This window comes from Streptomyces sp. NPDC006012 (assembly GCF_042871185.1).
Classification (GTDB): domain Bacteria; phylum Actinomycetota; class Actinomycetes; order Streptomycetales; family Streptomycetaceae; genus Streptomyces.
Genome location: NZ_JBIAIE010000002.1, coordinates 419,976 through 445,289, shown reverse-complemented (window position 1 = coordinate 445,289; position 25,314 = coordinate 419,976). Strand labels below are relative to the sequence as shown.

At 71.0% G+C, this 25,314-nt stretch carries 24 protein-coding genes and 1 pseudogene; 18 read left to right on the top strand and 7 right to left on the bottom strand.

The genetic code is table 11. The annotated features are described in order from the left end of the window. Positions 1-59 precede the first annotated feature (59 nt). The gene (locus ACFYPJ_RS06135; RefSeq protein WP_389011206.1) at positions 60-557 is read right to left on the bottom strand and encodes a hypothetical protein; all 498 of its coding nucleotides are present in this window, start codon (positions 555-557) and stop codon (positions 60-62) included. Between the two features lie 197 nt (positions 558-754). Between ACFYPJ_RS06135 and ACFYPJ_RS06130 the strand changes: the two genes are divergently transcribed. Both ACFYPJ_RS06130 and ACFYPJ_RS06125 read left to right on the top strand, forming a co-directional pair. Then, on the top strand, positions 755-1,918 hold the full coding sequence (locus ACFYPJ_RS06130) for a PP2C family protein-serine/threonine phosphatase (RefSeq protein ID WP_389011203.1): 1,164 nt from the start codon (positions 755-757) through the stop codon (positions 1,916-1,918). A gap of 62 nt (positions 1,919-1,980) precedes the next feature. Beyond that, positions 1,981-3,039 carry a hypothetical protein gene (locus tag ACFYPJ_RS06125; protein WP_389011200.1) on the top strand — a complete coding sequence of 353 codons (1,059 nt, stop codon included), beginning with the start codon at positions 1,981-1,983 and terminating at the stop codon, positions 3,037-3,039. Between the two features lie 125 nt (positions 3,040-3,164). On the opposite strand, the gene ACFYPJ_RS06120 is transcribed toward ACFYPJ_RS06125, so the two are convergent. After that, positions 3,165-5,126, bottom strand: coding sequence for an Ig-like domain repeat protein (locus tag ACFYPJ_RS06120; RefSeq protein WP_389011619.1), 1,962 nt, complete (start codon positions 5,124-5,126; stop codon positions 3,165-3,167). 342 nt (positions 5,127-5,468) lie between these two features. Between ACFYPJ_RS06120 and ACFYPJ_RS06115 the strand changes: the two genes are divergently transcribed. The 3 genes from ACFYPJ_RS06115 to ACFYPJ_RS06105 all read left to right on the top strand — a co-directional run bounded on the left by ACFYPJ_RS06115 (position 5,469) and on the right by ACFYPJ_RS06105 (position 7,495). Continuing rightward, entirely contained in the window at positions 5,469-6,317 is an 849-nt protein-coding gene (locus tag ACFYPJ_RS06115; protein ID WP_389011197.1) for a Scr1 family TA system antitoxin-like transcriptional regulator, read from the top strand. Then, positions 6,277-6,540, top strand: a complete 264-nt coding sequence (locus ACFYPJ_RS06110) for a DUF397 domain-containing protein (protein ID WP_389011194.1) — start codon at positions 6,277-6,279, stop codon at positions 6,538-6,540. Before ACFYPJ_RS06115 ends, ACFYPJ_RS06110 begins: the two co-directional genes overlap by 41 nt. A 259-nt stretch (positions 6,541-6,799) precedes the next feature. Continuing rightward, a complete protein-coding gene (locus ACFYPJ_RS06105) occupies positions 6,800-7,495 on the top strand; it encodes a DUF4232 domain-containing protein (protein ID WP_389011191.1) in 696 nt (231 codons plus the stop codon). 112 nt (positions 7,496-7,607) lie between these two features. Here ACFYPJ_RS06105 and ACFYPJ_RS06100 read toward each other — a convergent pair whose 3' ends face one another. Next, positions 7,608-7,814, bottom strand: coding sequence for a hypothetical protein (locus ACFYPJ_RS06100; RefSeq protein ID WP_389011188.1), 207 nt, complete (start codon positions 7,812-7,814; stop codon positions 7,608-7,610). Between the two features lie 110 nt (positions 7,815-7,924). Here ACFYPJ_RS06100 and ACFYPJ_RS06095 point away from each other — a divergent pair, with 110 nt between their 5' ends. After that, positions 7,925-9,268: a tetratricopeptide repeat protein gene (locus ACFYPJ_RS06095; RefSeq protein WP_389011186.1), complete on the top strand. Its 1,344-nt coding sequence runs from the start codon at positions 7,925-7,927 to the stop codon at positions 9,266-9,268. 21 nt (positions 9,269-9,289) lie between these two features. Here the strand turns inward: ACFYPJ_RS06095 and ACFYPJ_RS06090 are convergent, their stop codons facing one another. Further along, positions 9,290-10,093 carry a hypothetical protein gene (locus ACFYPJ_RS06090; RefSeq protein ID WP_389011183.1) on the bottom strand — a complete coding sequence of 268 codons (804 nt, stop codon included), beginning with the start codon at positions 10,091-10,093 and terminating at the stop codon, positions 9,290-9,292. Between the two features lie 964 nt (positions 10,094-11,057). Between ACFYPJ_RS06090 and thrS the strand changes: the two genes are divergently transcribed. From thrS to ACFYPJ_RS06055, 7 genes are all read left to right on the top strand, one after another. Beyond that, a complete protein-coding gene (gene thrS, locus ACFYPJ_RS06085) occupies positions 11,058-12,707 on the top strand; it encodes a threonine--tRNA ligase (protein ID WP_389011180.1) in 1,650 nt (549 codons plus the stop codon). Positions 12,708-12,800: 93 nt separating this feature from the next. Next, positions 12,801-13,796, top strand: a complete 996-nt coding sequence (locus ACFYPJ_RS06080) for a nucleoside hydrolase (protein WP_389011178.1) — start codon at positions 12,801-12,803, stop codon at positions 13,794-13,796. A 104-nt stretch (positions 13,797-13,900) separates the two neighbouring features. After that, positions 13,901-14,587: a DUF6445 family protein gene (locus ACFYPJ_RS06075; RefSeq protein ID WP_389011175.1), complete on the top strand. Its 687-nt coding sequence runs from the start codon at positions 13,901-13,903 to the stop codon at positions 14,585-14,587. A 30-nt stretch (positions 14,588-14,617) separates the two neighbouring features. Next, positions 14,618-14,779 (top strand): hypothetical protein, encoded by a 162-nt coding sequence (locus ACFYPJ_RS06070; protein ID WP_389011172.1) that lies wholly within the window; start codon positions 14,618-14,620, stop codon positions 14,777-14,779. Between the two features lie 114 nt (positions 14,780-14,893). Next, positions 14,894-15,520, top strand: coding sequence for a DUF4328 domain-containing protein (locus ACFYPJ_RS06065; protein ID WP_389011169.1), 627 nt, complete (start codon positions 14,894-14,896; stop codon positions 15,518-15,520). Positions 15,521-15,549: 29 nt separating this feature from the next. Continuing rightward, positions 15,550-16,215 carry an SDR family NAD(P)-dependent oxidoreductase gene (locus ACFYPJ_RS06060; RefSeq protein WP_389011166.1) on the top strand — a complete coding sequence of 222 codons (666 nt, stop codon included), beginning with the start codon at positions 15,550-15,552 and terminating at the stop codon, positions 16,213-16,215. Between the two features lie 279 nt (positions 16,216-16,494). Then, positions 16,495-17,421: an MIP/aquaporin family protein gene (locus tag ACFYPJ_RS06055; protein WP_389011163.1), complete on the top strand. Its 927-nt coding sequence runs from the start codon at positions 16,495-16,497 to the stop codon at positions 17,419-17,421. A gap of 160 nt (positions 17,422-17,581) precedes the next feature. Here the strand turns inward: ACFYPJ_RS06055 and ACFYPJ_RS06050 are convergent, their stop codons facing one another. Then, positions 17,582-17,848 (bottom strand): GlsB/YeaQ/YmgE family stress response membrane protein, encoded by a 267-nt coding sequence (locus ACFYPJ_RS06050; RefSeq protein WP_389011617.1) that lies wholly within the window; start codon positions 17,846-17,848, stop codon positions 17,582-17,584. Between the two features lie 198 nt (positions 17,849-18,046). Between ACFYPJ_RS06050 and ACFYPJ_RS06045 the strand changes: the two genes are divergently transcribed. Together ACFYPJ_RS06045 and mgtA are read left to right on the top strand one after the other, a co-directional pair. Next, positions 18,047-18,409 (top strand): ArsR/SmtB family transcription factor, encoded by a 363-nt coding sequence (locus ACFYPJ_RS06045; protein WP_389011160.1) that lies wholly within the window; start codon positions 18,047-18,049, stop codon positions 18,407-18,409. A 214-nt stretch (positions 18,410-18,623) separates the two neighbouring features. After that, complete coding sequence (gene mgtA, locus ACFYPJ_RS06040) at positions 18,624-21,212, top strand: magnesium-translocating P-type ATPase (RefSeq protein WP_389011614.1); 2,589 nt, start codon at positions 18,624-18,626, stop codon at positions 21,210-21,212. Between the two features lie 105 nt (positions 21,213-21,317). Here mgtA and ACFYPJ_RS06035 read toward each other — a convergent pair whose 3' ends face one another. Both ACFYPJ_RS06035 and ACFYPJ_RS06030 read right to left on the bottom strand, forming a co-directional pair. Then, a complete protein-coding gene (locus ACFYPJ_RS06035; protein ID WP_389011157.1) occupies positions 21,318-22,169 on the bottom strand; it encodes a helix-turn-helix domain-containing protein in 852 nt (283 codons plus the stop codon). A gap of 18 nt (positions 22,170-22,187) precedes the next feature. Beyond that, positions 22,188-22,940: a DUF6879 family protein gene (locus ACFYPJ_RS06030; protein ID WP_389011154.1), complete on the bottom strand. Its 753-nt coding sequence runs from the start codon at positions 22,938-22,940 to the stop codon at positions 22,188-22,190. A gap of 178 nt (positions 22,941-23,118) precedes the next feature. Here ACFYPJ_RS06030 and ACFYPJ_RS06025 point away from each other — a divergent pair, with 178 nt between their 5' ends. The 3 genes and pseudogenes from ACFYPJ_RS06025 (at position 23,119) to ACFYPJ_RS06015 (ending at position 25,029) form a co-directional block, all read left to right on the top strand. Then, positions 23,119-23,556, top strand: a complete 438-nt coding sequence (locus ACFYPJ_RS06025) for a hypothetical protein (RefSeq protein WP_389011151.1) — start codon at positions 23,119-23,121, stop codon at positions 23,554-23,556. A 200-nt stretch (positions 23,557-23,756) separates the two neighbouring features. Further along, complete coding sequence (locus ACFYPJ_RS06020) at positions 23,757-23,900, top strand: hypothetical protein (RefSeq protein ID WP_389011148.1); 144 nt, start codon at positions 23,757-23,759, stop codon at positions 23,898-23,900. Beyond that, positions 23,900-25,029 (top strand): annotated as a pseudogene (locus ACFYPJ_RS06015) (methyltransferase domain-containing protein). The gene ACFYPJ_RS06020 and the pseudogene ACFYPJ_RS06015 overlap by 1 nt, the downstream one beginning before the upstream one ends. Positions 25,030-25,314 lie beyond the last annotated feature (285 nt).

The following is a 25,314-nucleotide window of genomic DNA, read 5'->3' as shown; positions in this document are numbered from 1 at the left end:
GGGCGTATGGGGGGTCTTTTCGGTGCCGCCGCTGTACGCATGCCGCGCGCGGATGCCGGTCAGCGGATGCGGTGCCCCTGCGCGTCCTCGTGTGTGTAATACCGGTAGAAGATGATGATGAACGTGACCGCCGCGATGATCAGTGACAGACCGGCGCTGCGCAGTACGGACGGCGCGGACGCGGCCTGGCTGAACAGGAAGCCGAAGGCGATGCCCGTGAAGGCGGCCCACAGCAGGGCGTGCAGTTCCCGTCGCAGGCGCGGGGCGAGGGCCTGAACGCCCAGGTAGACCAGGATGAAGGCGACCGCGGTCACGAAGCCGAACAGGATGTTCCAGCCGGTGATGGGGCCGCCGAAGCGCCGGTTGGCCGCGGCCCAGTAGCCGTAGACGAGTCCGAGCAGGACAGGGAAGGCCAGCCGGGCCAGCGCGTGGGCACGCCCGCTGAAGATGTCGGGCGTCCGGTGGATCTGGAGCCCGGGGGCCTGGGATCCGTAGCCCTGGGATCCGTGGGCCGCCGCCCGGGGCCCGTCCCCGGGCGCGGAAGCCGCGTGAGCCATGAGACCACTCCTCTCTCTCCACCCCCCGTGTCTCTCCCCGCCCTCGTTTCTCTCCTTTCTCCCCTTTCTCTCCTTCGCCCCCTGTTGTCCAGGGCACACCTGGGCCGACGGCCCGGCAAGTCGTGCGGACCGGGTGCCCGGATGCGGCCGGTGCCCGCTCATGTTTCGCTGAATCCGATGAAAGGCGGGCCGGGCGCGTGACCGACGAGGAGCTACCGCCGCGGCAGACGCTGCGGATCCGCGGTCACAGCCTCGCGTGGCTGCTGCCGCTCCTGCTGCTGGTCCTGATCGTCCTGGTCGACGTCGACACCCACCAGCGGCTGCGGATCATCGCCTGGATCGTGCTCGTGCCCGGGACGGCCGCCGCGATCTGCGGGGTGTGGACCACGGCCGGGTTCGCCGCCGTCTCGGTGCTCGCCTACGCCCTCGTGGACATCGCCTGGCCGCTCCAGTACCGGGCGGGCCTCGCCGATTTCGTGCTGGTCGCCCTCGGTGGCTGCCTGGCCACGCTGGCGTCCGGGTTCCGGCTGAGCGTCGAGCGGCGGATGCTGCACATGCGGGACGTCGTCGAGATCACCCGCCGTACCGTGCAGCGCGAGCTGCCGGACTCCTGGGCCGGCCTGGAGAACGCGGCCGTCTATCTGACCGCGGACACCGACGCCCGCGTCGGCGGCGACTTCTACGACATCCAGCCCGGCCCCTACGGCTCCCGCGTCCTGGTCGGCGATGTGCAGGGCAAGGGCCTGAGCGCGGTGGCCACGGCCGCCGCGCTGCTCGGCTCCTTCCGGGAGGCGGCCTACCACGAGCCGGGCCTTGCGGACGTCGCCGCCCGCCTGGAGACCCGGATGCAGCGCCACCGCCGGCATGTCGCCGCGCTGGGCCGGGGCGACGGTGAGCGGTTCGCCACCGCGCTGCTGATCGGCTTCCCGGTCCACGACTCGGGCTACGTGGGGATCGTCAACTGCGGTCATGAACCCCCGCTGGCCGTCCGCGCCGACGGGGTCCGGCGGCTGTCGCTCGGTGCGGGGCTGCCGCTCGGCATGAGCGAGTTCGCGGACGCACCGCCGCGGGAGTGCCGGGTACCGCTGGCCGCCGACGAGACGCTGCTGCTGGTCACCGACGGGGTGACCGAGGCCAGGGACGGGACCGGGACGTTCTATCCGCTGTCGGCGGAGGTGGCCCGGGCGGTGGCCGAGGATCCGCGCACCGCCGATCCGGCCCGGCTGGCGGCGATGGTGCGGGACGGCACGCTGCGGCACACCGGTGCGCGGCTCGGCGACGACACCACGGTCTTCGCGGTCCGGCGGTTGCCGGACGGGCACCCGGAAGGGCTCCCCGTAGGGGGACGATTGCGTCCCTGAGACCCTTCTTTGCACCGGCAGCGCATATCGTGCTGCCGTAGGTGATCGACAGGGGAGGGACGATGCCCGGAACCGTGCTGCTGCTCGCGGCCTCGCCGATGGGCCGGGGGCGCCTGGTGGACGCTGCCTCCGTGCTCCCCGTTCTCGCGGCCGTCGCGCCCGACGTGCTCGCCGGTACGGACACCGCCAACGTGGTCGAACTCGCCGATCCGCTGGAGCCGCAGGCCGTGCTGACCAGGCTGCGCGCCGCCGCGGCGGCCCCCGGCCCGCTGACCGTGTTCGTCACCGGTCAGCTCCAGCTCGACCGGCGCCAGCACCTGCCGCATCTGGCGCTGGCCCGCACCACCCCGGCGACCGTCCGCTACACGGCCTTCCCCTGGCACTGGATCCGCGAGGAGTTGCGGCTGCGCCCGTCCGGCGCGACCACCCTCGTCGTCGATCTGCACGCGGACGCCGAGACCTGGCAGCACCTGCGGTCCACGCCGCTCGACTCGGGCCACAGCAACCCGGTGCACGGCCGGATCGCGCCGCCCCCGGCGCGGCGCACGGTGGCCGCGCCGTCGTACATGAAGGCGGTGGCGACGGTGTTGCGCAGCGGGCACCGGCCGCCGCTGGACCAGTTGCACCAGCAGGTGGTGGCCCGGCTGGGGGACGAGGTGGCGGGCGACATCCTGCTGACGGCGCCGGCCGCGACGGGCGGCGATCCGCACGCCGCGATCTCCGCCGCCGTGCAGGCCGGACGGCACGCCGAGGCCGACGCGCTGGCCGCGGAGTGGGAGCAGACCGCGGTACGGGCGTACGGGCCGGGCTCCGAGGACGCGCTGCACTGGACCGAGGTCCGCGCGGACCTCGCGATGTTCGCCGGGGACCCGGTGCGCAGCTGCCGCACCTGGCTGGCGGTGGCGAGCGCCCGGCTGACGGCTGGTCAGAGTGCCGACGCGCCCGCCGTGGAGGCGGCCGTGGACCGGGCCCACCACCAGTGGGGCCGCATCGACGACCCGGCCCGCGCCCGCGAACTCGGACCCGCGCTCGCGGAGTTGCGCCTACGGGTGCCTGGGCGCAGGCAGGGCGCGCTGGACCATGTGCAGCAGCAGTTGCAGCAGCTTCAGACGCAGGGCTGAGCCGGCCGCCGGTGCCGTCGGGCAAGTGGTGAGCCCTGCCGGAGTCGTTCCGAACAGCGGGTGGGCGGTCCCGTCACCCTCACGGTGACGGGGCCGCCCACCCAGATCTGACGTGCTCAGCGGTGCTAGCTGGTGAAGGTGAAGTACTTCCAGGCGCCGTACGTCGTGGAGTTCACCGAGTCGCCCGAGCCGCCCTTGACGTAGGCAGCCCGCACCCGGAAGCGCCAGCCGACGTCCGACGCGTGGTTGCCGGTCAGGGTGATCTTGGCGACGCCGGAGGTGCCGAGCCCGAAGTACTGCGAGTCGCCCGAGTACCACCGGCCCTGGTAGTACACCTGGTAGTCCATGCGCTCGTCGCGGCCCGGATAGTACGACATCTTCGTCGTGAACAGCGGGTTCTTGGTCTTGTGGAAGAAGTAGTAGGTGTGGCCCCACGCGCTCTTGGCCTTGTACTGGCCGCTGAGCGAACTGGACACGCTCACCCTGGCGCCGACCGTGCTCGTCACCGTCCGCGACCCGTAGCGGGAGTCGCCCGCGAACTTCGCGGTGACCTTGGCGTCCCGGGTCAGGTCCAGGGTGACGTAGAGGTTCCCGCTGGAGTTGACCGTGCCGGACTTCACCAGCTTGTTGGGCCTGTCCCCGCCGTACGGGTCCGCCCAGATCTCCACCTTGCGGTTCTTGTACGTCGGCCCGAGGTGCGCCGTGAACTTCACGTCGGCGCCGTACGAGAACACCTTGTGGTTGTTGTTCAGGGTCAGCGTCGGCGTGGCGCGCGAGACGTTGACGGAGTCGGAGACGGCGCCGGCCGTGTGGTCGGCGTCGCCCGCGTAGGCAACCCGGTACGTCACCTTGCCGCCGGCCGGCGGGGTGTCGGCGAAGGAGAAGGCGCCGTCGGCCTTGACCGTCACCGAGGGCAGGGTCTTGCCCTTCGGGGAGTCCAGATCGGTCCGGGTGACGGCGAGCTTGGCACCGGCCGGGAGCGCGATCGTCGAGGTGACCTTGCCGGTGACGGTCAGACTCTTGGCGCGCGGCGCCGACGTCGGGGCGTTCACCGTGATGATGGTGGCCGCCTTGGCCGGGGAGTCGTACTCGCGCAGGGAGTACACGTCGTTGCTGTTTTGGGTCACCGCGAACAGGCGGCTGCTGTCCGGGGAGAACGCCAGGCCTGCGGCGGCGAGGTTGTCGGCGCCGCTGGTGTTGCCGGTGTTGGGGAAGGCGTACGTGCGTATGGCCTGGCTGCTGCCCGGACGGAAGACGTAGACGTCCGGCTCGTTATGGTCGGTGCCGACCGCGACCGTACCGTTGGGCGCGATGGCCACCGCGTTCGGGTAGGCGGCGCTGGAGTACTTGCCGTCCTCGGTGAGGTCGGCGGTCTTGAACACCTGGTGGTAGTAAGGCGATCCGCTGGCCACCACGACGTCCTTGCCGTCCGGGGTCACCTTGAGGTCCCGGAGGTTGCTGCCGGCATCGGTTCCGGCCAGCCTGGTGGCGGTGCCCGAGGAGACGTCGTACGAGGTGATGCCGGACGGGCTCATGCCGGGCTGGCCCGCGACCAGGATGTCGGAGCCGGGTGCCGCGTCCAGGAGGGGCGCCGAGTACGCGCTGCCCTGGCCGAGGGTGACCTCATGCTGCTCGCCGGCCAGGTCGACGGAGCCGATGTTGCCCGCCGCGGAGTCGCCGTAGCCGAACCACAGCTTCCCGCCCGCGAGGGCGACGCTCAGCGGCTTGTCGCCGACCGCGTAGCGGGTGGTCTCGGTGTCGGTCGCGGTGTCGATGACGGCGATGGCGTCCAGGTCCTCCACGGCCGCGTAGAGCGTGCCGGAGTCGGCGGACAGTTCAAGGCCGTGGACACCGGACAGGTCGGTGGTGAGCTGCTTGACGACGGTGCCCGCGTAGTCGGTGACGACGATCTTGCCGTTGCTCGGGTCGCTGATGAAGACCTGCTGGTGGACGCCGTCCACCACGATGTCACCGGTCGACTTGACCGGCAGGATCTTGCTGGTGTTGGCATACGCCGGAGCGGCGGCGAGCGCCGCCGAGCTGAAGAGGACCGCAAGGGTGGTGGCGGCCGTGAGAGTAGTGCGGATACGCACGTTGAATCGAACCCCCCGGAACGAAACTGAAGCTGACTGAACGTATGTGGGCGCCACGGCACGGCAGTTGTGAAGCTCCCCTGAGAGCCATGTGTGGCGAATGTGAGAAGACTAGGAGGCGAAGCATAAGTCACGCCACTGACAAAAACTCCGGCGCCCTTGGCGTCGGGGCCCGCACCCCGGCGCGACCGTGAACAGGCCGGGCGCGCACCGCGGCAGCGTTTGCACTTTCCCCGTTCGCACCACTGGAGCACAGCCGAATGACTACTCTGGGCTACTGATCGGACACAAAGAAGACGTAACGACGCGCGGCGTCGGCTCGGAGGTGTCTCCAGCATGGTGCATATCCGTCAACTCGACCCCGGCGCCTCGCCGTTGGACTACTTCGGCTACGAGCTGCGCAGAAAACGCGAGGAAGCGGGGCTCACACAGAAGGAGCTGGGCGGGGCCATCTTCTGCACGGGCTCACTGGTCGGCCAGATCGAGACCACACTGAAGGTGCCGACGCGGGAGTTCGCCGAACGGGTGGACGCGGCCCTGATGACGGACGGGTGTTTTTCGCGGTTGGTGGGGCTGGTGTTGCGCAGCCAGTTGCCGCACTGGTTCCAGCCGTACGCGGAGATGGAGGCGAAGGCCGCCTACATCTCGACGTATCAGTGTCAGTTGGTTTACGGGTTGCTTCAGACGGAGGCGTACGCGCGGGCTGTCCTCAGCGTCGAGCAGGGGGACCAACTCGACGACATGGTGGCGGCACGAGTGGAACGCCAGCGGGTCCTTCGGCGAGAGCAGCCACCGGTGGTCTGGACGGTGCTGGACGAGGCCGTGCTGTACCGCGAGATCGGCGGCCATGAGGTCATGCGGGAACAACTCGCCCATCTGCTCAAGAGCTTCGGGAAGCCGTGGATGGAACTCCAGGTGCTGCCGTTCGTGACGGGTCAGCACACCGGGATGATGGGATCGTTCACCGTCCTGCGGTTCGACGACCATCCCGACTTGCACTACAGCGAGAGCTACGACTCGGGCCATATGACGGCGAATCCTGACGTCATCAGAGAGCGTTCGGTCGGTTACGCTCGCCTTCAGGCCGAGGCTCTTTCTCCGAGGGAGTCGGCAGTCCTGATCGCCCGCGTGATGGAGGAACGCTATGGGGAGCAAGTTGGATCCGAACCGCGCTCAGTGGCGTAAGTCCTCGTACAGCGGCAGCAACGGCGGTGAATGCGTCGAATGCGCCGCACTCGGCGCCGCCGCGTGGCGTAAGTCCTCGTACAGCGGCAGCAACGGCGGTGAATGCGTCGAGGTGGCCGACCTCGCCGCCCGGGTTGCCGTTCGGGACTCGAAGAACCCCGAGGCGGGGTCGTTCGCCGTCGCGGCGGACATCTGGACCGCGTTTCTGCGCGACCTCAAGTGATCTTGCGCGACACCGTCTGAACACGGTGAACGGGAAGGGGCATGGCCATCAGGCCGTGCCCCTTTTTGACATATGAGCCCCGCTTCGTCCCGTGGTTTCGGGGAGTTGTGTCACGGGAGCGTGACAGCGGTGTCATGGACGTGGGACGGCCCGAACTCGCAGCCGGGGGCCGACATCACACCGGTCGTAAGCAAGCGGCACCGGGTAACCGGCACCCGCAACCGGCATCCCGCAACCGTCACCGTGGAGGAAACCGATCATGAACGTTCGCCTGCGCACCGCCCTTGCCGCTTCCGCCGTGCTCGGCGCGAGCCTGCTGATGACAGCGTGCCAGGGCACCGCCACCTCGTCCGCGACCGGCGCGGCCAGTGTGAACGCCTCCGCGGGCTCCTCGGCGACGTCCACCCCGACGGGCTCGACGGACACCTCCGGCACGACCAAGGGTGGGAACAACGGCGGCGGAAACAGCGGTTCCGACGCTTCGGGTTCCTCTTCCTCCGGCGGCGGGGCCGCGGACGGCACCGACACCTCCAAGGACAAGGACGGGTACGGGCAGGCTTGCGGTACCAATGACATCTCCTGGAGCGTGACCACGGAGACCCAGGCCGGCGGCTTCTTCATGATCAAGGGTGAGGCCAAGCCCGGTATCACCTGCGTCGTCCCCGCCGACCTGCCGGTCGTGGCCTTCGGCTCGGGCGGCACGGAGGCCGAGAACGCCGAGCAGTCCGCGGGCCAGCCGATCACGCTGAAGCAAGGCGTCGCCGTCTACGCCGCCGTGAACCCGAAGACCACCAACAACAACGACGGCGTGGAGTACCAGGACCTCATCGTCAGCGTCGCGAGCGACGACCCGAACCCGGAGTCCCTGAATGTCGGCTCGTTCGTCGAGGACAAGCCGGTCGTCAGCAGCTGGCACACGTCCCCCGAAGAAGCCTCCGCCATCTTCACCAACTGAGGCGGACCGCACGCGGGCGGCCCCCGCTCCATGCCGACACGGACCCGGTGGTACACCGGGTCCGTCGACGTGTGATGACCAACCCGCCCGGCGTACCGTGCAGGCCGAGCGCCTAACGCGCCGTGCCCTGGACGGCCGTAGGGGACGGGGCGTCCGAGGCGGCCCGGGCCGGGCCGACGTTCGCCACCGTGATCAGAACGCCCGCCGCCAGCAGGGCGGCGGCCAGCCCCCGGGCGGTGGCGGTTCTCCAGAGGGAACGGAGCTGGAGGTGGGGGAATGCGGTGGGGCGTCCGTAACGCGCGGATGATCGTCCGAGCACGGCTACCTCGCAACAACAGCGGCCTATTAAGCATGCTTAATCCGCCGTTTAACCTAGGGGCTCTCGGAGCCTGACGGCAAGGGTGCCAGGGTGGTTGGGGGAACGGCGGAATGCTGGAACGAGACGACCCGGAGACCGTGGGACGACGCGTGCAGCGGCTGCGCACCGCGCGCGGACTGACCCAGCGGCAACTGGCCGAACCCGCCTACACACCCGCCTACATCTCCACGCTGGAGGCCGGGCGGGTGCGCGCCTCCGACGAGGCGCTGCGGCACATCGCCGGGCGGCTCGGCGTCGCCTTCGAGGAACTGGCCGCCGGGCGGCCCGCGCACCTCGCGACCGACCTGCGGCTACGGCTCACCGGGGCGCAGCGCACCCTGGCCGCCGGGGCGGCCGAGGAAGCCGCCGGCCGGTACGGCGCGCTGCTCGCCGAGGCCGAGACGTACGGGCTGGTCGACGAGCAGGCCACCGCGCTGCTCGGGCTCGGCGAGTGCGGCCTGGACACCGGTGACCTGACCGAGGCGCGCGAGTACTTCGAGCGGGCCGAGAGCTGCCAGGCCGGGGAGCCGCTGCCGGTGCGGGTGCCCGCCGTACGCGGACGCGCCGTCGCGCACTACCTGGCCGGTGAACTCCGGTACGCCGTCTACCTGATGGAATCCGCCCTGGACGAGCTGAACCGGTGCGGGCTGCACGATCCCGACGCGCTGCTGCTGCTGTACGCCAGCGTCATCGGGCCCTACATGGACATGGGCGCCCATGCCCGCGCCGCCCAGGCCGCCGAGTTCGCGCTCGCTCTCGCGCCGCAGGTCGCCGATCCCGCGCTGGTCGCCCGGATGCACCGTTCGGTGGCCCGTACCCTGCTCGCCGAGGGCCGGGTGGCCGAGGCCGACGCCTCGCTGGCCAAGGCCGCCGAGCTGTACCGCCAGCTCCAGATCCGTACCGAACTCGCCAACTGCCACTGGATGCGCGGCTACGTGTACGCCCAGGACGGCGAACTGGAGCGTGCCGAGGAAGAGTTGCGCACGGCGCTGGCGATGCTGTCCGCCCAGCGAGCCGCTCTCTACAGCAGCCAGGCCGCCGTCGAACTCGCCGACGTGCTGCACCGGCGCGACAAGTCGGAGGAGGCGGCCGAGCTGCTGCACGAGGTGCTGGGCGACCTCTCCTCCGAGCGCGGCGCCGTCCACTCGGCCGCCGCGCACCGGCTGCTCGGCATCATCGCCGAGGACGCCCGGGACACGGAGGCCGCCGAGGAGCACTACGTACGCGCGCTGAGCCTGCTGGAACGGGCGGGCGCCGCCGGTGACCTCGCCGACCTGTGCCGCCTCCTCGGCGACCTGCTGCGCCGCACCGGACGGGTCGAGGCCGCGTTGGACGCCTACCGCACCGGACTCGGCCACCGTACGGCCCCCGGCACCACCACCCTCGGACCCGCACCGGCGCAGCCGCCGCTGTGAGCGGCGCGCCGCGGCCCTGCGTCACGCCTGCACCCGGCCGTCCTGCCGGACCTGGGTGAGCCGCTGGGCGCCGAGTTCCAGGGCCTGGCTGGTGGCGTCCGCCGACACGTCGCCGAGGGAGCCGTTGGAGAGGACGATCGTGTCCTTGCCGACCCGTACGGCGGCCACGTCCAGGGTGAGGACGCTGGACTCGGCCTCCTCCGACTCGCTCTCGGACTCGGAGTCGGTCGCGGCCTCGCCGGTCAGGGTGATCCGCAGGCCCTGCCGGGCGTCGCCGACCTGCGGCAGGTCGATCTCCGAGACCTGGACGTCCTGCGTCCCCGCGGCCGTGGTGGCGGCGGTGAACTCGCTGCACTTCTCCGGCAGCCCGTTCAGCCAGGACAGGGTGCGGTCCACGTCGGCCGGGCCGCGGGTGGCGACCTGGTAGCGCAGTTGCGCCCCCTCGTCCCCGTCGTCGAGTGCGGTCACCGCGTGCATTCCGGTGGCGTCGCCCAGCAGTTCGTCGGTGTACAGCGCTTCCAGCAGGCGCTGGCAGTCGGGCTCGTCGGTGACCGCCTTCAGCAGCCCGTCCCGCCAGGTCGCGGCGCCCTGCGTCTGCTCCCACGGCACGCCCAGATCGTCCACGGTGATCAGCGCGGCCTGCGCCTGCGCGGCGGTGAGGGCGGAGGTCCCGGCCGGGGCGGGCGGCTTTGCCGGGGGCCGGGCGGACGCGGGGGCCGCCGCCCGGCCGGGGTCCTTGGCGAGACACCCGGAGGCGGTGAGCAGCACGGCGACGGCGCAGGCGAGACCGGATGCGGCGCGGAGGCGGGCCGGGGGCAGGGACATCGCGGGCTCCTGGGGCTGCCGGGTTCGGGTACGAGTCCGAGGTCCGTCTTCCGACATCGCTCGACCTCGTCCGAATCCTTTGATCGTTTTCCCCAAGGGATCACCTGCCGGGCCGGGCCACCAGCCCGGCGGGCCGTCCGGGTGAGCGGTCTCCGGTGTGCCGTGTCCGGGCATGAGCTGAGGTCTCCCGGTGATCCGGAAGCTTTCCGTGGCGTCGTCGTCGAAGCACATCCCGGTCCGGTTGCCTTCGTGCAGCGAGCCGCATCCCGTTCACGTCGAGACATGAGCGGGATGCGGCTCGCGGTGCTCACCGCCGGGCGGCGCGGGCTGCGCGTGCCCCGCACCGACCGCAGGACACCTGGTTTGCATGGCGGGCCGGAGCCGGTTTCTGCTGTCCTCCGGTCACCCCGAAGCCTGTCTCTGTCCGGCAGGCGAGGAGATGCAAGGTCGGCTTGAGACGGCCTGGACGCAGGGCTCCTGCCTCATCGGCGCCGCTTTTTGCTGTCCTTGGACGCGGGACTCGGGACGGCAGACCCGCTTGAGGCCGCCTGGCCACCATCGGAGGCGGGCGACTGTGCAGAACTGGAAGCAGCGGGCAACGGACTCATCCATTTGTATCTCTGAACCAGGCCGGCACTCGTCGCTTGATTCACCTCCGCTACGTTCGGGCGAGCTTGCTGATAAGCCTCGCGCGCCCTCTGCAGACGCTCGATTTGTTCCGTCTGCCTTTCCCGCGACATCGCGTCCCACCCAGCACGCGCCGCTTCGGACTTGTCTTTGGCGTCCTTCTTCTTCTTTTTCTTCCCCGTCAGCCCCGTCCCCCGATCATCGGCGGTCTTTGGCTGCCCATCAGGGGGCGGCAAAGCAGGGCGGTCGTCAGGAAGTCGCTGCCGTTTCTCCGGCTGCTTCCCGGAGTCCGAAGGTTCGGGCGTTGGTGGAGCCATAAAAAACCACCTCATTCAAGATGCATGGAGTATTTCGGGTAACGGAACCCCAAACCGGCCACCACTACTACGACCCTGCTGCCCGCACGGTTCAAACCAGTTCGACACATGCCCTCGTTCGTCAAGCGGGCGCCACTGTCACAGGAACCGCGAGGGGCTCCACCCCAGGTGGGACGGGGTCAGGACGGGACCCCCGAGCCGCCGAAGCGCACGTGCCGGAAAACCGCTCGCCCACCCTCCGCCCCCCTTGCTACCGTCCCCGCCATGAAGCGCGCCCAGCCGCAGCCGTCGACCACGACGACGCCGGAGTCCGTCCCGGCGCGCTGACACCTGACTGTCCGAAGCCCCGGGGCGAGTGCCCCGGGGCTTCGTCGCGTGGTCACTCGCCCTCCGCCAAGAGGCCAGCCCGCCATGAGGCCAAGAAGCCAAAGGCCCAAGGCCAAGAGGAGACGACCATGCACGATCACCGCAGGCTCGGCCGTGAGCTGGAGCTGTTCGACACCGATCCGCTGATGGGCGCGGGGCTGCCGTACTGGCTGCCCGCCGGTGCCGTCGTCCGGCACACCCTGGAGGAGTACGTCCGCGAGGCCGAGTGCCGGGCCGGATACCGGCACGTGTACTCGCCCGTGCTCGGCAAGCGCGAGCTGTACGAGATCTCCGGCCACTGGGACCACTACCGCGACGACATGTACCCGCCCATGCGGCTCGGCGCCGAGGAGGTCGTACTGCGCCCCAGCCTCTGCCCGCACCATGCCCTCGTCTACCGTTCCCGTTCCCACAGCTACCGGGAACTGCCGCTGCGCATCGCCGAGTTGGGCGCCATGTACCGGGCGGAGCTGTCCGGCGTACTCGGCGGACTCACCCGCGTACGGGCCATCCATCTCAACGACGCCCATATCTTCTGCACCCTGGAGCAGGCCGCCGAGGAGGCCCGCGGCGCCCTCGAACTGATCGCCCGCGCCTACGCCGACCTCGGCATCGGCGCCGCCCGGTACCGGCTCTCGCTGCCCGGCGAGGGCGGCAAGTACGTGGCCGACCCGCAGCTGTGGGGCCGGGCCACCGCCCTGCTGAGGGACGTGCTCGCCGCGTCCGGCCTCGACTACGAGGAGGCGGCGGGCGAGGCCGCCTTCTACGGCCCGAAGATCGACGTCCAGGTCGTGGACGGCGCGGGCCGTGAGGCCACCCTCTCCACCGTTCAGATCGACTTCCACCAGCCCGCCCGTTTCGACCTGCACTACATCGGCGCCGACGGGGCCAGGCACCGGCCCGTGATGGTGCACCGCAGCATCATCGGCAGCGTGGAACGGGCCGTGGCCCACCTCGTCGAGGAGCACGGCGGCGCACTCCCGGCGTGGCTGGCGCCGGTGCAACTCGTCGTGCTGCCGGTCGCCGAGGACCAGCAGGAGCAGGCCCGGGCGGTGGTGCACGAGGCGCGGGCGCGTGGGCTGCGCGCCGAGCACGCGGGCCCCGAGCACGGCAGTCTCGGCGCCCGCGTCCGGGCGGCCCGCCTCGTCCCGTACCAGGCGGTGATCGGTGCGCGGGAGGCCGACGGCGGGCTGGCGGCACTGCGGCTGCGGGACGGGCGCCGACCGGGGCCGCTGCCCGTCGACGACCTGCTGCACCGGATCGCCGCCCGGATCGGGGCGCGGGGGACCGTGCTGTGGGAATGACGGATGGGGGTAAGGGGGGAATGGCGGCCGGGGCGGCGCGGTAGGGGCGGGCGCGTAGGGTCGGGAGGCGAAACAGGAGCGGAGGAGCCCCCCGTGACCGATCAGAACACCCCCACCCCCGTGATCATCGACTGCGACACCGGGGTCGACGACGCCCTGGCCCTGCTGTTCGCCGTCCGCCACCCGGGCCTCGACCTGCGGGCGGTGACCTGTGTCGCCGGGAACACGGACGTGGACGGCGTGGTCCGCAACACCCTCACCGTGCTGGAGCGGGCGGGCGCCCCGGACGTCCCGGTGGCGCGCGGCGCCGAACGCCCGCTGATCGAACCCGCCCGCTCGGCCCGGCACGTGCACGGGCAGGACGGCATGGGCGACCTCGGGCTGCCCGCCCCGGCCCGCGGGCCCGTCGACGTCGACGCGGTGACCCTGCTGCGCCGCGAGATCCTGGGCTCGCCCCGCCCGGTCACCCTGATCCCGACCGCGCCGCTGACCAACATCGCGCTGCTGCTGCGTACGCATCCGGAGGTCACCGGCAACATCGAGCGGATCGTGTTCATGGGCGGCGCGGTGAACACCGGGAACGCCACGGCCGTCGCGGAGTTCAACGTCTGGCACGACCCGGAGGCGGCGGCGATCCTGCTCACCGCCGGGGTGCCGATCACCATGTACGGCCTCGACGTGTTCACCCGGGTGCTGGTCCCCGGCGCGGACATCCGGCGGCTGCGGGCGAGCACCGAGCCGGGTGCCCGGCTGGCCGGCGAACTGCTGGCCCACCGCCCGGCCGGGGCCGTCCCGGGCGCCCCCGACGGCGACGAGCCGTCCGGTGGGCTCGGCGACGCGGGCGCGGTGTGCGCGGTCGCGGACCCGGCCGGCCTCGGCACCCGCCGGCTGCCGGTGGAGGTCTCCCTCGCTCCCGGTCCCGCCCGCGGCCAGACGATCGTCGACCGCCGGCTGCGCCCGGGCGAGGCGGAGATCCACGGCGACATGCGTGAACAGGCCCTGGTGGACGTGGCGTTGGACGTGGACGTGGAGCGGTACGTGTCGCTGTACCTGGAGACGGTCGAAGGCACCGGGGCCCGGGGCGACTGAGGTCATGTACGCGGGCAAGTCCCGTCAGTGCCTCAGGAGTTGGCAAAGAAGAGTTGACTTGTTCGCGGGGGAGCCGGGACTCGGGGCGCCTCTAGATTCGCCGTATGCCCCCACAGCCTCCGTCCCGGGTGCCCGGGGCGCTTCCGGTCCTGCCCTACCGCAAGCCCGCCCAGGGGCGGGACTACTGGGTGCTGGACGACGTCCTGCCCGGGATCGACGCCGTGCGGCAGCGCTGTCTGGGGCGGGACGACTGGGCCAAGGGATATCCGTACACGGCGCAGACCTGGCCCGGGCTGCGGAGCATGCCGGGTCTTGAGCCCGCCGAACTCGCCCGCGTCGAGCGGCTGGTGAAGCGGGTGACGGGGGCCAGGGAGCTGTGGGTGCAGCGGACGCCCGGCGGCGGCACGCTCGACCACAACTGCGTACAGGTCGTCGGCGAGGGCGAGAGCGACCCGCGCCCGCACACCGACTCGCGCGCCCTGTGCCGGTACGCCGCCGTGCTCTACCTCAACCCCGCCGTCCCCAGGAACTGCGGGACGAGTTTCTTCCGGCAGTACCTGCCCGGCGGGCGGCTCGGCGGCAACGTCGTCCAGGCGCCCCACAACAACCTCGTCGAAGCCCTCGGCACGCGGTTCGTGGCGCCGGACGCCTTCGCGGAGGACGTACGGGTCCCGCACCGGTACAACCGGCTGCTCCTGTACCGCGCCAACCTCGTGCACGGCGCCACCGGTTACTGGGGCGGCACGCTGGAGCAGAAGCGGATGACCGCGGTCTTCTTCTGGATGGCCTGACGCCTTCAGGGGCCCGGGCCACGGCCGTTCATGTGCGGCGGCGCCGAGCGGGCGCGGCACATCGGCGAGGGCAACGGCATCCACAACAGCAACAGCAACGGCATCGGCAACGGCATCCACAACGGCAACGGCATCGGCGTCTTCGTGAACTGGGCTGTTGCTGTGTATCAGCCCGGTCCCAGAACAGCCTGACCCGGGCTACTTTCCTGGCGCGGGGAGCGGGCCGTGGGACACGATGCCGCCGTGACCGATGACAAAACTCAGCCCCTCGCTCTGCGCCCTGTCCGGTCCGAGGCCCGGTGGGCGATGGCGACTCTTCTTCTCGCCGGTGCCGCCTGGCTGGCCCGGGCCGTCTGGGAGATCAGACTCGCGGCGGCCGGCCAGCCCGCCTCGGGTCCGCCGGACCAGGGCGAGGGCGTCCACCGGCCGCTGACCTCGCTGGAGAACTCGTACCACCTCGTCAGCGGCGCGGACGGCATCGTCGTGCTGCTCTGTGCGTTCGCCTTCCTCCTGTGGCTGGACCGGGTGCGGGACAACGCACGGACGCTGTCGGGGCAGCGGCCCAAGTACCACGGGGTGTGGCTCGTACTGGGCTGGATCGTGCCCATCATGAACCTGTGGGTGCCGCGCGGGCTGGTCGCCGACGTCCACCGGGCGAGCGCGCCGGACAAGCGGCTGCCGGCCGTGCTGAACGTGTGGTGGGTGCTGTGGCTGATCGGCCTGTTCAGCGGTGTCGGCCTGTTCAGCGAGAAATCCACCGACGGAATGATCAAGCTCGCCTACTCGGATGTCTGGCAGCTGCTGGTGTCCGACGCGGCCATAGTCGGTGCCGCCGTGGCAGGGATCTTCGTCGTGCGCGCTGTCACGGCCCGCCAGCAGGAACGGGCCGCGGCCGGGCCCGCCGACGGCGCGGCGGCCATCGGCGGAATGTGACCGTCCGGCACGCCGAGTACGGTCGCACCATGACCACGATCGCCATCATCGGGGCGGGCCCCGGCCTGGGGTCCGCCGTCGCGCGCCGGTTCGGCCGCGAGGGCTTCGACGTCGCGCTCGTCGCGCGGGACGCGGCCCGGCTGGACGCGCTGGCCGATGCCCTCGGCGCCGAAGGAGTGAACGCGCGGGGCTTCGCCGCCGACGTGCACGATCCCGAGCAGCTGCGGACCGCCCTGGACCGGGCCGCGACGAGCCTCGGTCCCGTCGAGGTGCTCCAGTACAGCCCGCTGCCGCGGCGGGACTTCATGCGGCCGGTCCTGGAGACGACGTATCAGGACCTGGTCGCCCCCGTCGAGTTCTCCGTGTACGGGCCCGTCGCCGCGGTGCGGCAGGTGCTGCCCGGCATGCGGGAACTGGGCCGCGGCACGATCCTGTTCGTGAACGGGGGCACCGCGGTGGTCCCGCATCCGGACCGGGCGGGCACCTCGATCGCCTTCGCCGCCGAGAGCGCGTACGGGCATCTGCTGCACGACGCGCTCGTGGACGAGGGCATCCATGTCGCCCAGCTCGTCATCCCCGGAGCGATCGTCCCGGGGCACGCGCGCAAGGACCCGGACGTCCTCGCGGACACCCTGTGGGAGCTGCACCGGGACCGGCACGGCTTCCGGCACTTCGCCGACGACCTCGACGGCTGAACCGTCACCCCGGTAGCCCGGTAGCCCGGTAGCCCGGTAGCTCGGTAGCCCCGACACGCACGTCACCCCGGTAGCCCCGCCACGCTCGTACCCCTGGTTACCTCCGCCGCCCCCATAGCCTCCGTCCTTCCGTCACCTTCGCCCCCCCACAGCCTCCTTCCTCCTTCCTCTCCGTTTCCTCCTTCCTCTCCGCGGGGGCATGTGGTGGATCGTGAATTGTGGGTGATCGCGTCGTTACCCATAGTGGTAAAGACCGGAATGTCCCTGCGAGGAGGTCGCATGGCTGTGGAAATCGCTCCCCTGCTCAAACCCTCCGTGCTCAGGCGGCGTGGCGGCCTTCTCGGCGAATGCATGGCGGAGTTCCTGGGGACGCTGATCATCGTCGCCTTCGGCTGCGGTTCGGTCGCGGTGGCGGTCGCGGGTCTTCCGGGTACGGGCCGCACGCAGGGCCCCACGATCTTCTTCATCAGCGCAGGGGACTGGCTGCTCATCACCTGGGGCTGGGCCATGGCCGTCGTCTTCGGCATCTACGTGGCCGGCGGTGTCAGCGGCGCGCACCTCAATCCGGCGGTGACCCTGGCCTTCGCGGTGCGCCGCAGGTTCCCCTGGGTCAAGGTCCCGGCGTACTGGCTGTCCCAGCTGGTCGGCGCCTTCGCCGGGGCGGCGCTGGTGTACGGCGTCTACCACGACGCGATCGACGCCTTCGACAGCCTGTTGAAGACGCCGAAGGTGAACGGGCACACGCTCACCACGTTCTCGATCTTCGGCACGTTCCCGGGCCCGTACTTCCACGGCGCGGTCTGGGGGCCGCTGTTCGACCAGATCGTCGGCACCGCGTTCCTGGTCATGTTCGTCGCCGCCCTCATCGACCTGCGCAACACGGCGGTCAAGGCGAACCTCGGACCGCTGCTGATCGGCTTCGCCGTCGCGGCCATCGGCATGTCCTACGGGGCGAACGCGGGGTACGCCATCAACCCGGCCCGCGACTTCGGGCCGCGCCTGCTCGCCTGGCTGGCCGGATGGAACGAGCTGGCGTTGCCGGGCTCGCTGGCCGGTTCGTTCAGCGACTACTGGTGGATCCCCATCGTCGGACCGCTGATCGGCGGGGTCGTCGGCGTGCTGGTCTACGACCTGTTCGTCGGTGACGTACTGCACATCCGTACCCGGGAGGAGGCACCCCCCGAGCCGGGCCGCACCCGGGCGTGATCCGTGGCTGAGGACACGCAGGGGGCCGGCGGTGGGCGGCGGTGCGTGGTGGCCGGCGGCTCCGGCGGCGGGTGGCCGCCGGAGCGGTGTCGCAGGGGCGCGTCGTCCCCGGTCGCAGAGGTACGACGCCCCCGGTCACGGGGATACGACGTCCGCCGGGTCAGTCGCGTGAATTGCCGAACAGTATGCGGTAGCCCACGAGCAGGACCAGTGAACCGGCGATGGCCGCGCCCCAGGTGTAGAGGTCGAAGAACTGCTTCTCGACCGGACGGTCGAGGAAGTGCGAGGAGAGCCAGCCGCCGATGAAGGCGCCGACGATGCCGATCAGGGTGGTGCCGATCAGACCTCCGGGGTCGCGGCCGGGCAGCAGGATCTTGGCGATGCCTCCGGCGAACAGTCCGAGGATGATCCAGCCGATGATGCCCACGTCGTTGTCCTCCAACCGAGGGAATGAGTTGCTTGCTTGCGCAAGCCTATGGGTGATCAAGGGGGCGTTGACGAGAGGGCGTGCACCCTTGGAAAAGGGTTGTGGGGATTTCGTCACGTGTTCAGAACATCGCGCCTCCACCTACACTGGGCGGCGCGTGGGCGATGGCCGTGACCTGGGTGGTTGGGAGAGAGAGCCGTGGGGCGATTCGTCGGTGGCTTGCAGGACCCCTCCGCCGAGGTGCTCGCGGAGGCAGCCGCCGCTTTCGGCCTGCTCGCCTCCACCGCCCGGCTGCACATCGTGTGGGCGCTGTCCCAGGGCGAGAGCGACGTCACCCACCTCGCCGACCGGGTGGGCGGGGCGCTGCCCGCGGTCAGCCAGCACCTGTCCAAACTGAAACTGGCCGGCCTGGTCCGCTCCCGCCGTGAGGGCCGCCGGCAGGTCTACTACGTCGACGACCCCGACGTCGTCACGGTCGTCCGGCTCATGGTCGGACAGCTGGCCGCCCGAGCCGAGTTCCCGTCCACGGCGGCCCACCGGGCGTCTGGATCCGGTGACTAAGCGCTTTCCCGCAATGCCCGTGCTGCGTCGTCGTCCGTCCTCGGCGCAGCCGCAGTCCGTCGCGCAGTTCCCCACCCCCCTGAGGGGTGCCGTCGAACCGCGCTCGGGGCTGCCCGAGGTCGCTCTCGCCGCCGGGCAGGGCGGGGCCGGAGCGCCGGTCGCGCCCGTCGGAGCGGACCCTGCCGCCGACGCCGGAGTGAACCCCGTCGCCGCCATCGCAGGAGCCCCCGTCGTCGGCCCGGTGCCCGTGCCGTCCGGCCCGGCCACCACCCTGCAGGTCCTGCGAGGGCTGGACACCGGGCCGCGCGGCCTGACGGACGACGAGGCCGCCGCCCGGCTGGCCCGCGCCGGGGAGAACACCCTGCCGGCCCGGCAGGACGCCTCCTGGCTCCGGCTCGCCGTACGCGGCCTGCGGGACCCGTTCACCGCGGTGCTGCTCTGCCTCGGCGTGGTCTCCGCCGCCGTCTTCGCCTGGGGCACCGCCTGCGTCATCCTGCTGCTGGTCGTGGTCAGCTGCGTGCTGCGCGCCAGTGGGGAGCACCGGGCCGACCGGTCCATGGCCGGGCTGCGCGAACTGGTCGCCACCACCTCCACCGTGCTGCGCCGCGCCGACGCCGCGACGGCGCCCGCCGCCCGGGAGGTCCCGGTGGCCGAACTGGTCCCCGGGGACATCCTGAAACTCGGCGCGGGAGACCTGGTCCCGGCCGACGTACGGCTGCTGCGCGCGACCGGGCTCACCGTGCACCAGGCCGCACTGACCGGAGAGTCGGCCCCCGTCGCCAAGAGCGTCGCGGACGCCCCCGGTACCGAGGCCGCCGCGGTGTTCGACCAGCCGCAACTGTGCCACCAGGGCAGCAGCGTGGTCTCCGGCAGCGCCACCGCCGTGGTCGTCGCCACCGGGGCGCACACCCGGCTCGCCGCCGCCGAGGGACGGACGGCCCGGCCCCGGGAGCCGAGCGCCTTCGAACGGTCCGTGAACGGCATCTCGTGGATACTGATCCGCTTCATGCTGCTCACCCCGCCGCTGGTGCTGATGGCGGGCGCCGCGCTGCGCGGGCGCGGCCTGGAGACCCTGCCGTTCGCCGTCGCCGTGGCGGTCGGGCTGACCCCGGAGATGCTGCCGGTCGTCGTCACCACCTGTCTGACCAGGGGCGCGGCGCTGCTCGCCCGTACTCACGGCGTGATCGTCAAACACCTCCCGGCGCTGCACGACCTGGGCGCCGTCGACACGCTGTGCCTGGACAAGACCGGCACCCTCACCCAGGACCGGCCGGTCGTCGAACGGGGCCTCGACGCGGCCGGCCGGACCGACCCGGGCGTCGGGCGCTGGGCGGCCGTCAACGCCTGGTGGACCCTGCAACTCGCCGACCTGCCCGCACCGGACGCCCTCGACGAGGCGCTGCTGGACGCGGCGGACGAGGCCGGCCTCATGGCGTACGAGGGGGTGGCCGCCCTGCCGTTCGACCCGGTGCGCCGGCTCTCCACCGCCGTCGTCCGCACCCCGCACCGCCTCGGCACCCACACGCTGGTCGTCAAGGGCGCCGTGGAAGCCGTACTGGAGCGCTGCGCGCTGCCGGACGACGAACGCGACCGGCTCGCGGACCTCGCCGCCCGGACCGCGCGCGAGGGGCTGCGGGTGCTGGCCGTCGCCACCGCGGAACGCCCCGCCCGCAGCCGCGACTACACCCCGGCCGACGAACGCGGGCTGGCCTTCCAGGGCCTGGTCACCTTCCGCGACGCCCTCGCGCCCACCGCCGCCGAGGCACTGGCCGCGTTCGCCGGACAGGGGGTCGCCGTCAAGATCCTGACCGGCGACCATCCCGGCACCGCGGCCCGTGCCTGCCGCGGCCTCGGCATCCAGCTCGGCCCGGACGCGGTGGTGACCGCCGACCGGACCGACTCCCTCACCGACGCCGAACTCACCGCGCTCGCCCGCCGTACCACCGTGTTCGCCCGCTGCACCCCCGAGCACAAGGCGCGCATCGCCGCCGCGCTGCGGGCCGGCGGGCACACCGTGGGCTTCCTCGGCGACGGCGTCAACGACCTGCCCGCGCTGCGCGCCGCGGACGTCGGCATCGCCCCGCGCGACGCGGCGGACGTGACCCGGGAGATCGCCGACGTCGTCCTCGCCGAGAAGGACCTCACCGCGATCGGGCACGCCATCGGCGCCGGGCGGCACAGCGGCGGCAACGTCGCCGGGTATCTGCGCATCACCCTGTCGTCGAACCTCGGCAACGTCATCGCGATGCTCGCGGCGGGCCTGCTGATGCCGTTCCTGCCGATGCTCCCGGCGCAGGTGCTGGTGCAGAACCTGTGCTTCGACACCGTGCAGCTGGCCTTCGCCCACGACCGCCCGCACCCGTCGGTGCTGCGCCGCCCCACGGTGCTCAGTCCGCGCCAGGTGCTGCGCTTCATCACCGGATTCGGCATCCTCAACGCCGTCGCCGACCTGGCCACGTTCGCCGTCCTCGCGCTGTCCCTGCACGGGCCGGGCACGGGCGACGACGAGGCGGTCTTCCACTCCGGCTGGTTCACCGAGAACCTGCTCACCCAGGGCCTGGTGATGGTGCTGCTGCGCACCGGCCGCCGACTGGTCGCGGAGCGCTCGCTCGGCCCGGTCGGCTGGGCCGCGACCGGGCTGGCCGCCATCGGGGTCGCGCTGCCGCTGTCCCCGCTGGGGCCGATGCTCGGGCTGACCGTGCTGCCCACGGCGTACTACCTGCTGCTCGGGGTTGTTCTCGCGTTGTACGCGGGGGCGCTGGTCGTGGCCCGGGGGCGGTATGAGCGGGGGGCGCTTCGTTAGCGGGGGCGTTGTTGTCCGGGCCCGGCGGAGCCGCGTGTCGACATGGCTTCGCCGTTGAGGTGAGGGGGGTGTCGGACGGAGGCGGGTGGGGTCGTGGCCGGCGGATCAGCGTGGATTCAGTGAACGCCGCGCTGCGTTGATGACATTGTGGGCATCGGCCCCGTAGACCGCGGATTCCCGCAGCGTCTGCCAGGTACGCAGATAGAGAGCAATGCTGTCAGCATCGTCGAGCCACATTTCGGCATGCCACACCTCGGTGACGACCTGGCGATCGTCATAGATCCAGAATCCAGTGCCGGGCGGAACCTTCATGGATGCAGTGAGCGGCACAATCCCCAGCTCCACTGTGTCCATACCGATGACACCGGCGAGGCGATCGAGCTGGGCGGCAAGCGCAGAGGGGGAACAGACCAGGGATCGGAGTACTGGCTCCCAGAGGAGGATGTGGTACCGCCTGCCACCCGTGTAGAGGAGTTTCTGCCGCTCCATACGGGCTCGCACTGCCGCCTCGACGTCTCTGGGCGACCGGTGGAGTTCGGCGGATCGCGTGAGGACCGCGCGGGCGTAGTCGGGTGTCTGAAGGACACCGACGACCCACGAGGATTCCCAGGCCCACAACAGGGTGGAACTGGCTTGAGCCTCGTTGTGGGCGTCCTGGACCGGCCTGTGGCCTGCGACGAGTTGTCGTCGCCAGGAGCGGATGTGGGACTCGAATCCGGCAAGCCGGGCCCGTAGCTCGTCGTATGCCTCGGGCCGGCCGCATGCCGCTGCCCATTGCTGCAGATCCTCGGGCGTTGCTGTCTGTCTGCCCAACTCCAACTTGGAAATCCGGGAGTTGGGCCAGCCAAGGGTGCGCGCGAGAGCGGTACCGGTGAGCCGGCCGTCAGGTGCCGTGAGCCGAAGCTCGCGGAGCCGTAGCCCGAGTGCTTCGCGTGCCTGCTGGTAGTCCGTGCTCACCGATACATACTCGCTTCTTTACTCCTCGGCGTGAACCAGGGCCCTGAACTGCTCGTGCGGTACGGCGTGATGCTGTGCCACGTCGCGCAGCCGGTTGTACTGGTTGACACGTGCAGGTTCGGTGATCAGCTTTGCGCCCGTGAGATTGTCGTCATCGTCGAAGAGGCACAGGGCGACGATGTGGGAGTCGAAGATCCAGAAGTCTTCGTTCGGCAGGTTCGCGCGTTCGGCGTCCGCCCGCCACATGTTCCGTACGTCCTCGCCGAGCGCAGCGTTCTTCTCGGCGTGCGCCAAGAGGTAGCGCTGACCGGTCGTGGGAGGGCTGTCGACGATGCGGACCCGGCCGACTTGTGCGCCGTCCTGGGTCTTCGCCCGGATCGTCCGGCTCCAGGGTGTCGCAAGATCCCATTCAGGCGTCTCACCACGCGTGAATTGCGCGTAGGTGTCCGTGGTCTCGTCGACGGCATAGCGTCGGCGCGTCTCAAGGTGCCAGGCACTGTGCTGGAAGTTCTCGAAGAGCCGGGCGAACTGCTCAGGCCGGAGGACGCGCGGCTCCGGATCCCTTTCCCGGGGTCCGAAGTCGATCAGCGTGTTGCGGGGCATCACGATCGGGATCTCGTCCTCGTCGATGTGCTGGAGCTGGGCGAGATCTTCGGGATCTGTGAGCCGGGGCCCGTGAACAATGATTTCGCCGCTGTCCAGGTCTTCGTGTACGGCGGGGCAACTGCCTTCACCGCTGCCCGTGCCGTTGAAGCGCAACCGTCGGGCCATGGGCCAGGTCCTTTCGTCCGGGGGAGGGCTGATCACCCCAGCATCCCCATGCCAAGGGCAGGGGGCTACGCGCTTCCGCCGCCTTTCTGAGAAAAATCGAGGGATACACGAGGGAGTGAGAGAAAAATCAAGAAAATCGCTTGGTTTCCTTCAACTCATCCTCTCTACCTTTCTGTTCATGGCCCAAGAACCCGATCCGCACGACGCCGTGAGCGTCGGCCCGTTCACCGCCGTGGGACCACTCCGGTCGGCACTCGGTTGCAGCAGGAGCAGAACAGCCCTGGAATTGCCCGCCGAGGTTCTTGAAGTCCTTCAGTTGCCCGCCCTGGACGCTCTCGCCGACGACAGGGTGCGCGGCGCCGCCTGCCTGTGGTGCGGCGAGCGGCTGACCGGGGAGAGCGCCGTCGACCTCGGTCGGCGACGCTCCCCGCTCACCGGCTCCTCGTCCGTCTCCGGGATGACCTGGTTTCCCCGTGCCTGCCGTGCCTGCGTCGCCGACCGCGCCCACCGCGCCCTCTTCGACCACGCCCCGACGTGTGAGCCGTGCGTCGACCACGCCGCCGAATGCGAGCTCGGCCGCACCTTGTACCGCCTGATCAGAGGGGGTTACCGGTGATCTGCGCACGCTGTGACCGGCCCATCGCGCCCGGCGAAGCCTACGAGACGTGCCGCATCGTGGCAGCGACTGGGCCGGGGACGGCCATCCACCTGCACACGAGGCTGTGCAAGCGGCCTCGGACCCCGACCGCTCCGGCTTCGCCCACTGCGCGGCTGTGATCGGGCGGACACCATGAACGGTAGACGAAGGAGAACCAGATGAACGACCCGATGGCCCTGAAGCACCTGACCGCTCATGGCGGCGGTGGCGAAGAAGAGGGCGGCGACGGCCTGCCGGGCGAGCCCTGGCCGGGTCCGAAGGAGCCCCCGTCCCCCGACGGTGGTCCGAGGATCACCGGCTGATGGCACCGACTGAACCGTCTCAGGAGCGGTCCGAACTGGGCCGTTCCCTCCGGGCGCGCGGCGCCCTGACCCCGCACTGGAACGAGGCATTCGAAGCGGTGCCGCGTGCCGCGTTCCTGCCGGAGACGATGTGGCCGTTCGACATGGACTCAGGCACGCACACCATCGTGGACCTCCGGGAGGACCCGGGCCTGTGGTTCTCCTACGCCGACACGGACGTGCCCGTCGTGACGCAGTGGGACGACGGAGCATCCGGCGACGGGCCCGGACGCGTACCGACATCATCGGCGTCCATGCCGTCCGTCGTGTTCCGGATGCTGCGTGACCTGGACGTGCAGCCGGGACACAGGGTGCTGGAGATCGGCACGGGCACCGGATGGAACGCCGGCCTGCTCACCCACCGTCTGGGCCCGGGCAACGTCACCAGCGTCGAGATCGATCCGAAGACGGCTGACGCCGCCCGGGCCCGTCTCGCCGCCCGGAAACTGCTCGGCACGGTCCTCACCCGGGACGGCGTACTCGGCGACCCGGCGGGAGCACCGTACGACCGGGTCGTCGCCACGGCCGGCATCCGCGCCGTGCCGGCGCAGTGGATCACGCAGACCAGGCCGGGCGGCCTCATCGTCGCTCCCTGGGGCACACACTTCAGCAATGCCGATGCCCTCGTTCGTCTTCGGGTGACCGCCACTGAGGCCGGCGGCTGCTTCACCGGGCCCGTGGAGTTCATGAAACTCCGCGCGCAGCGGCTTCCGTTCGCCGGCCATGACGGGTACCTGAGCGAGGGCATGGCCGGTGCCGAGCGGTCCACCACGACGGTGACCGAGGCCGAACTGCTCGGGGAGGGACGCTTCGATCCACGGACTTTCGCGATCGGCCTGCGTGTTCGCGCCTGCCACCACTCGGTCGCGGCGAAGCGCGACGGCGCCCGGCCGGTGTGGTTCTACGGGCTCGAAGACCGTTCCTGGGTCTGCGTCATGTTCCGCGACGGCTCCGTGAGGCGCTGGGCTGGTGGCACGAAACCGGCCGGCCCGACTTCGAGCGCTTCGGCCTCACCGCGATGGTGGACGGCAGCCACCATGCGTGGCTGGACTCACCGGACAACGCCTGGCCGCTGGGACCGGGCTCCTGAACGGCCCGGTCATTTCTTGTGGCCAGCAGGCGGTCACGCGTCTTCGGGCGGGATGACGAATCCCCGTGTCGGACTTGAACCCGCTTTCCCGGGAAACCGGGCGGCCACGGATGCCAACACGTCTGCAGTCACGTCCCGGCGCGTGACCGGGTCGGCGGTGTCGTACACACGCCACTGTCCGGCAGCGCTCTCCGGGTCATCAGGCGCGACCACGCCGGGAATTCCCAACTGCCGTAGTACGGCGTCTACTTGTCGTGCCTGCTCAGCGTCCACATTTCCGCCTTC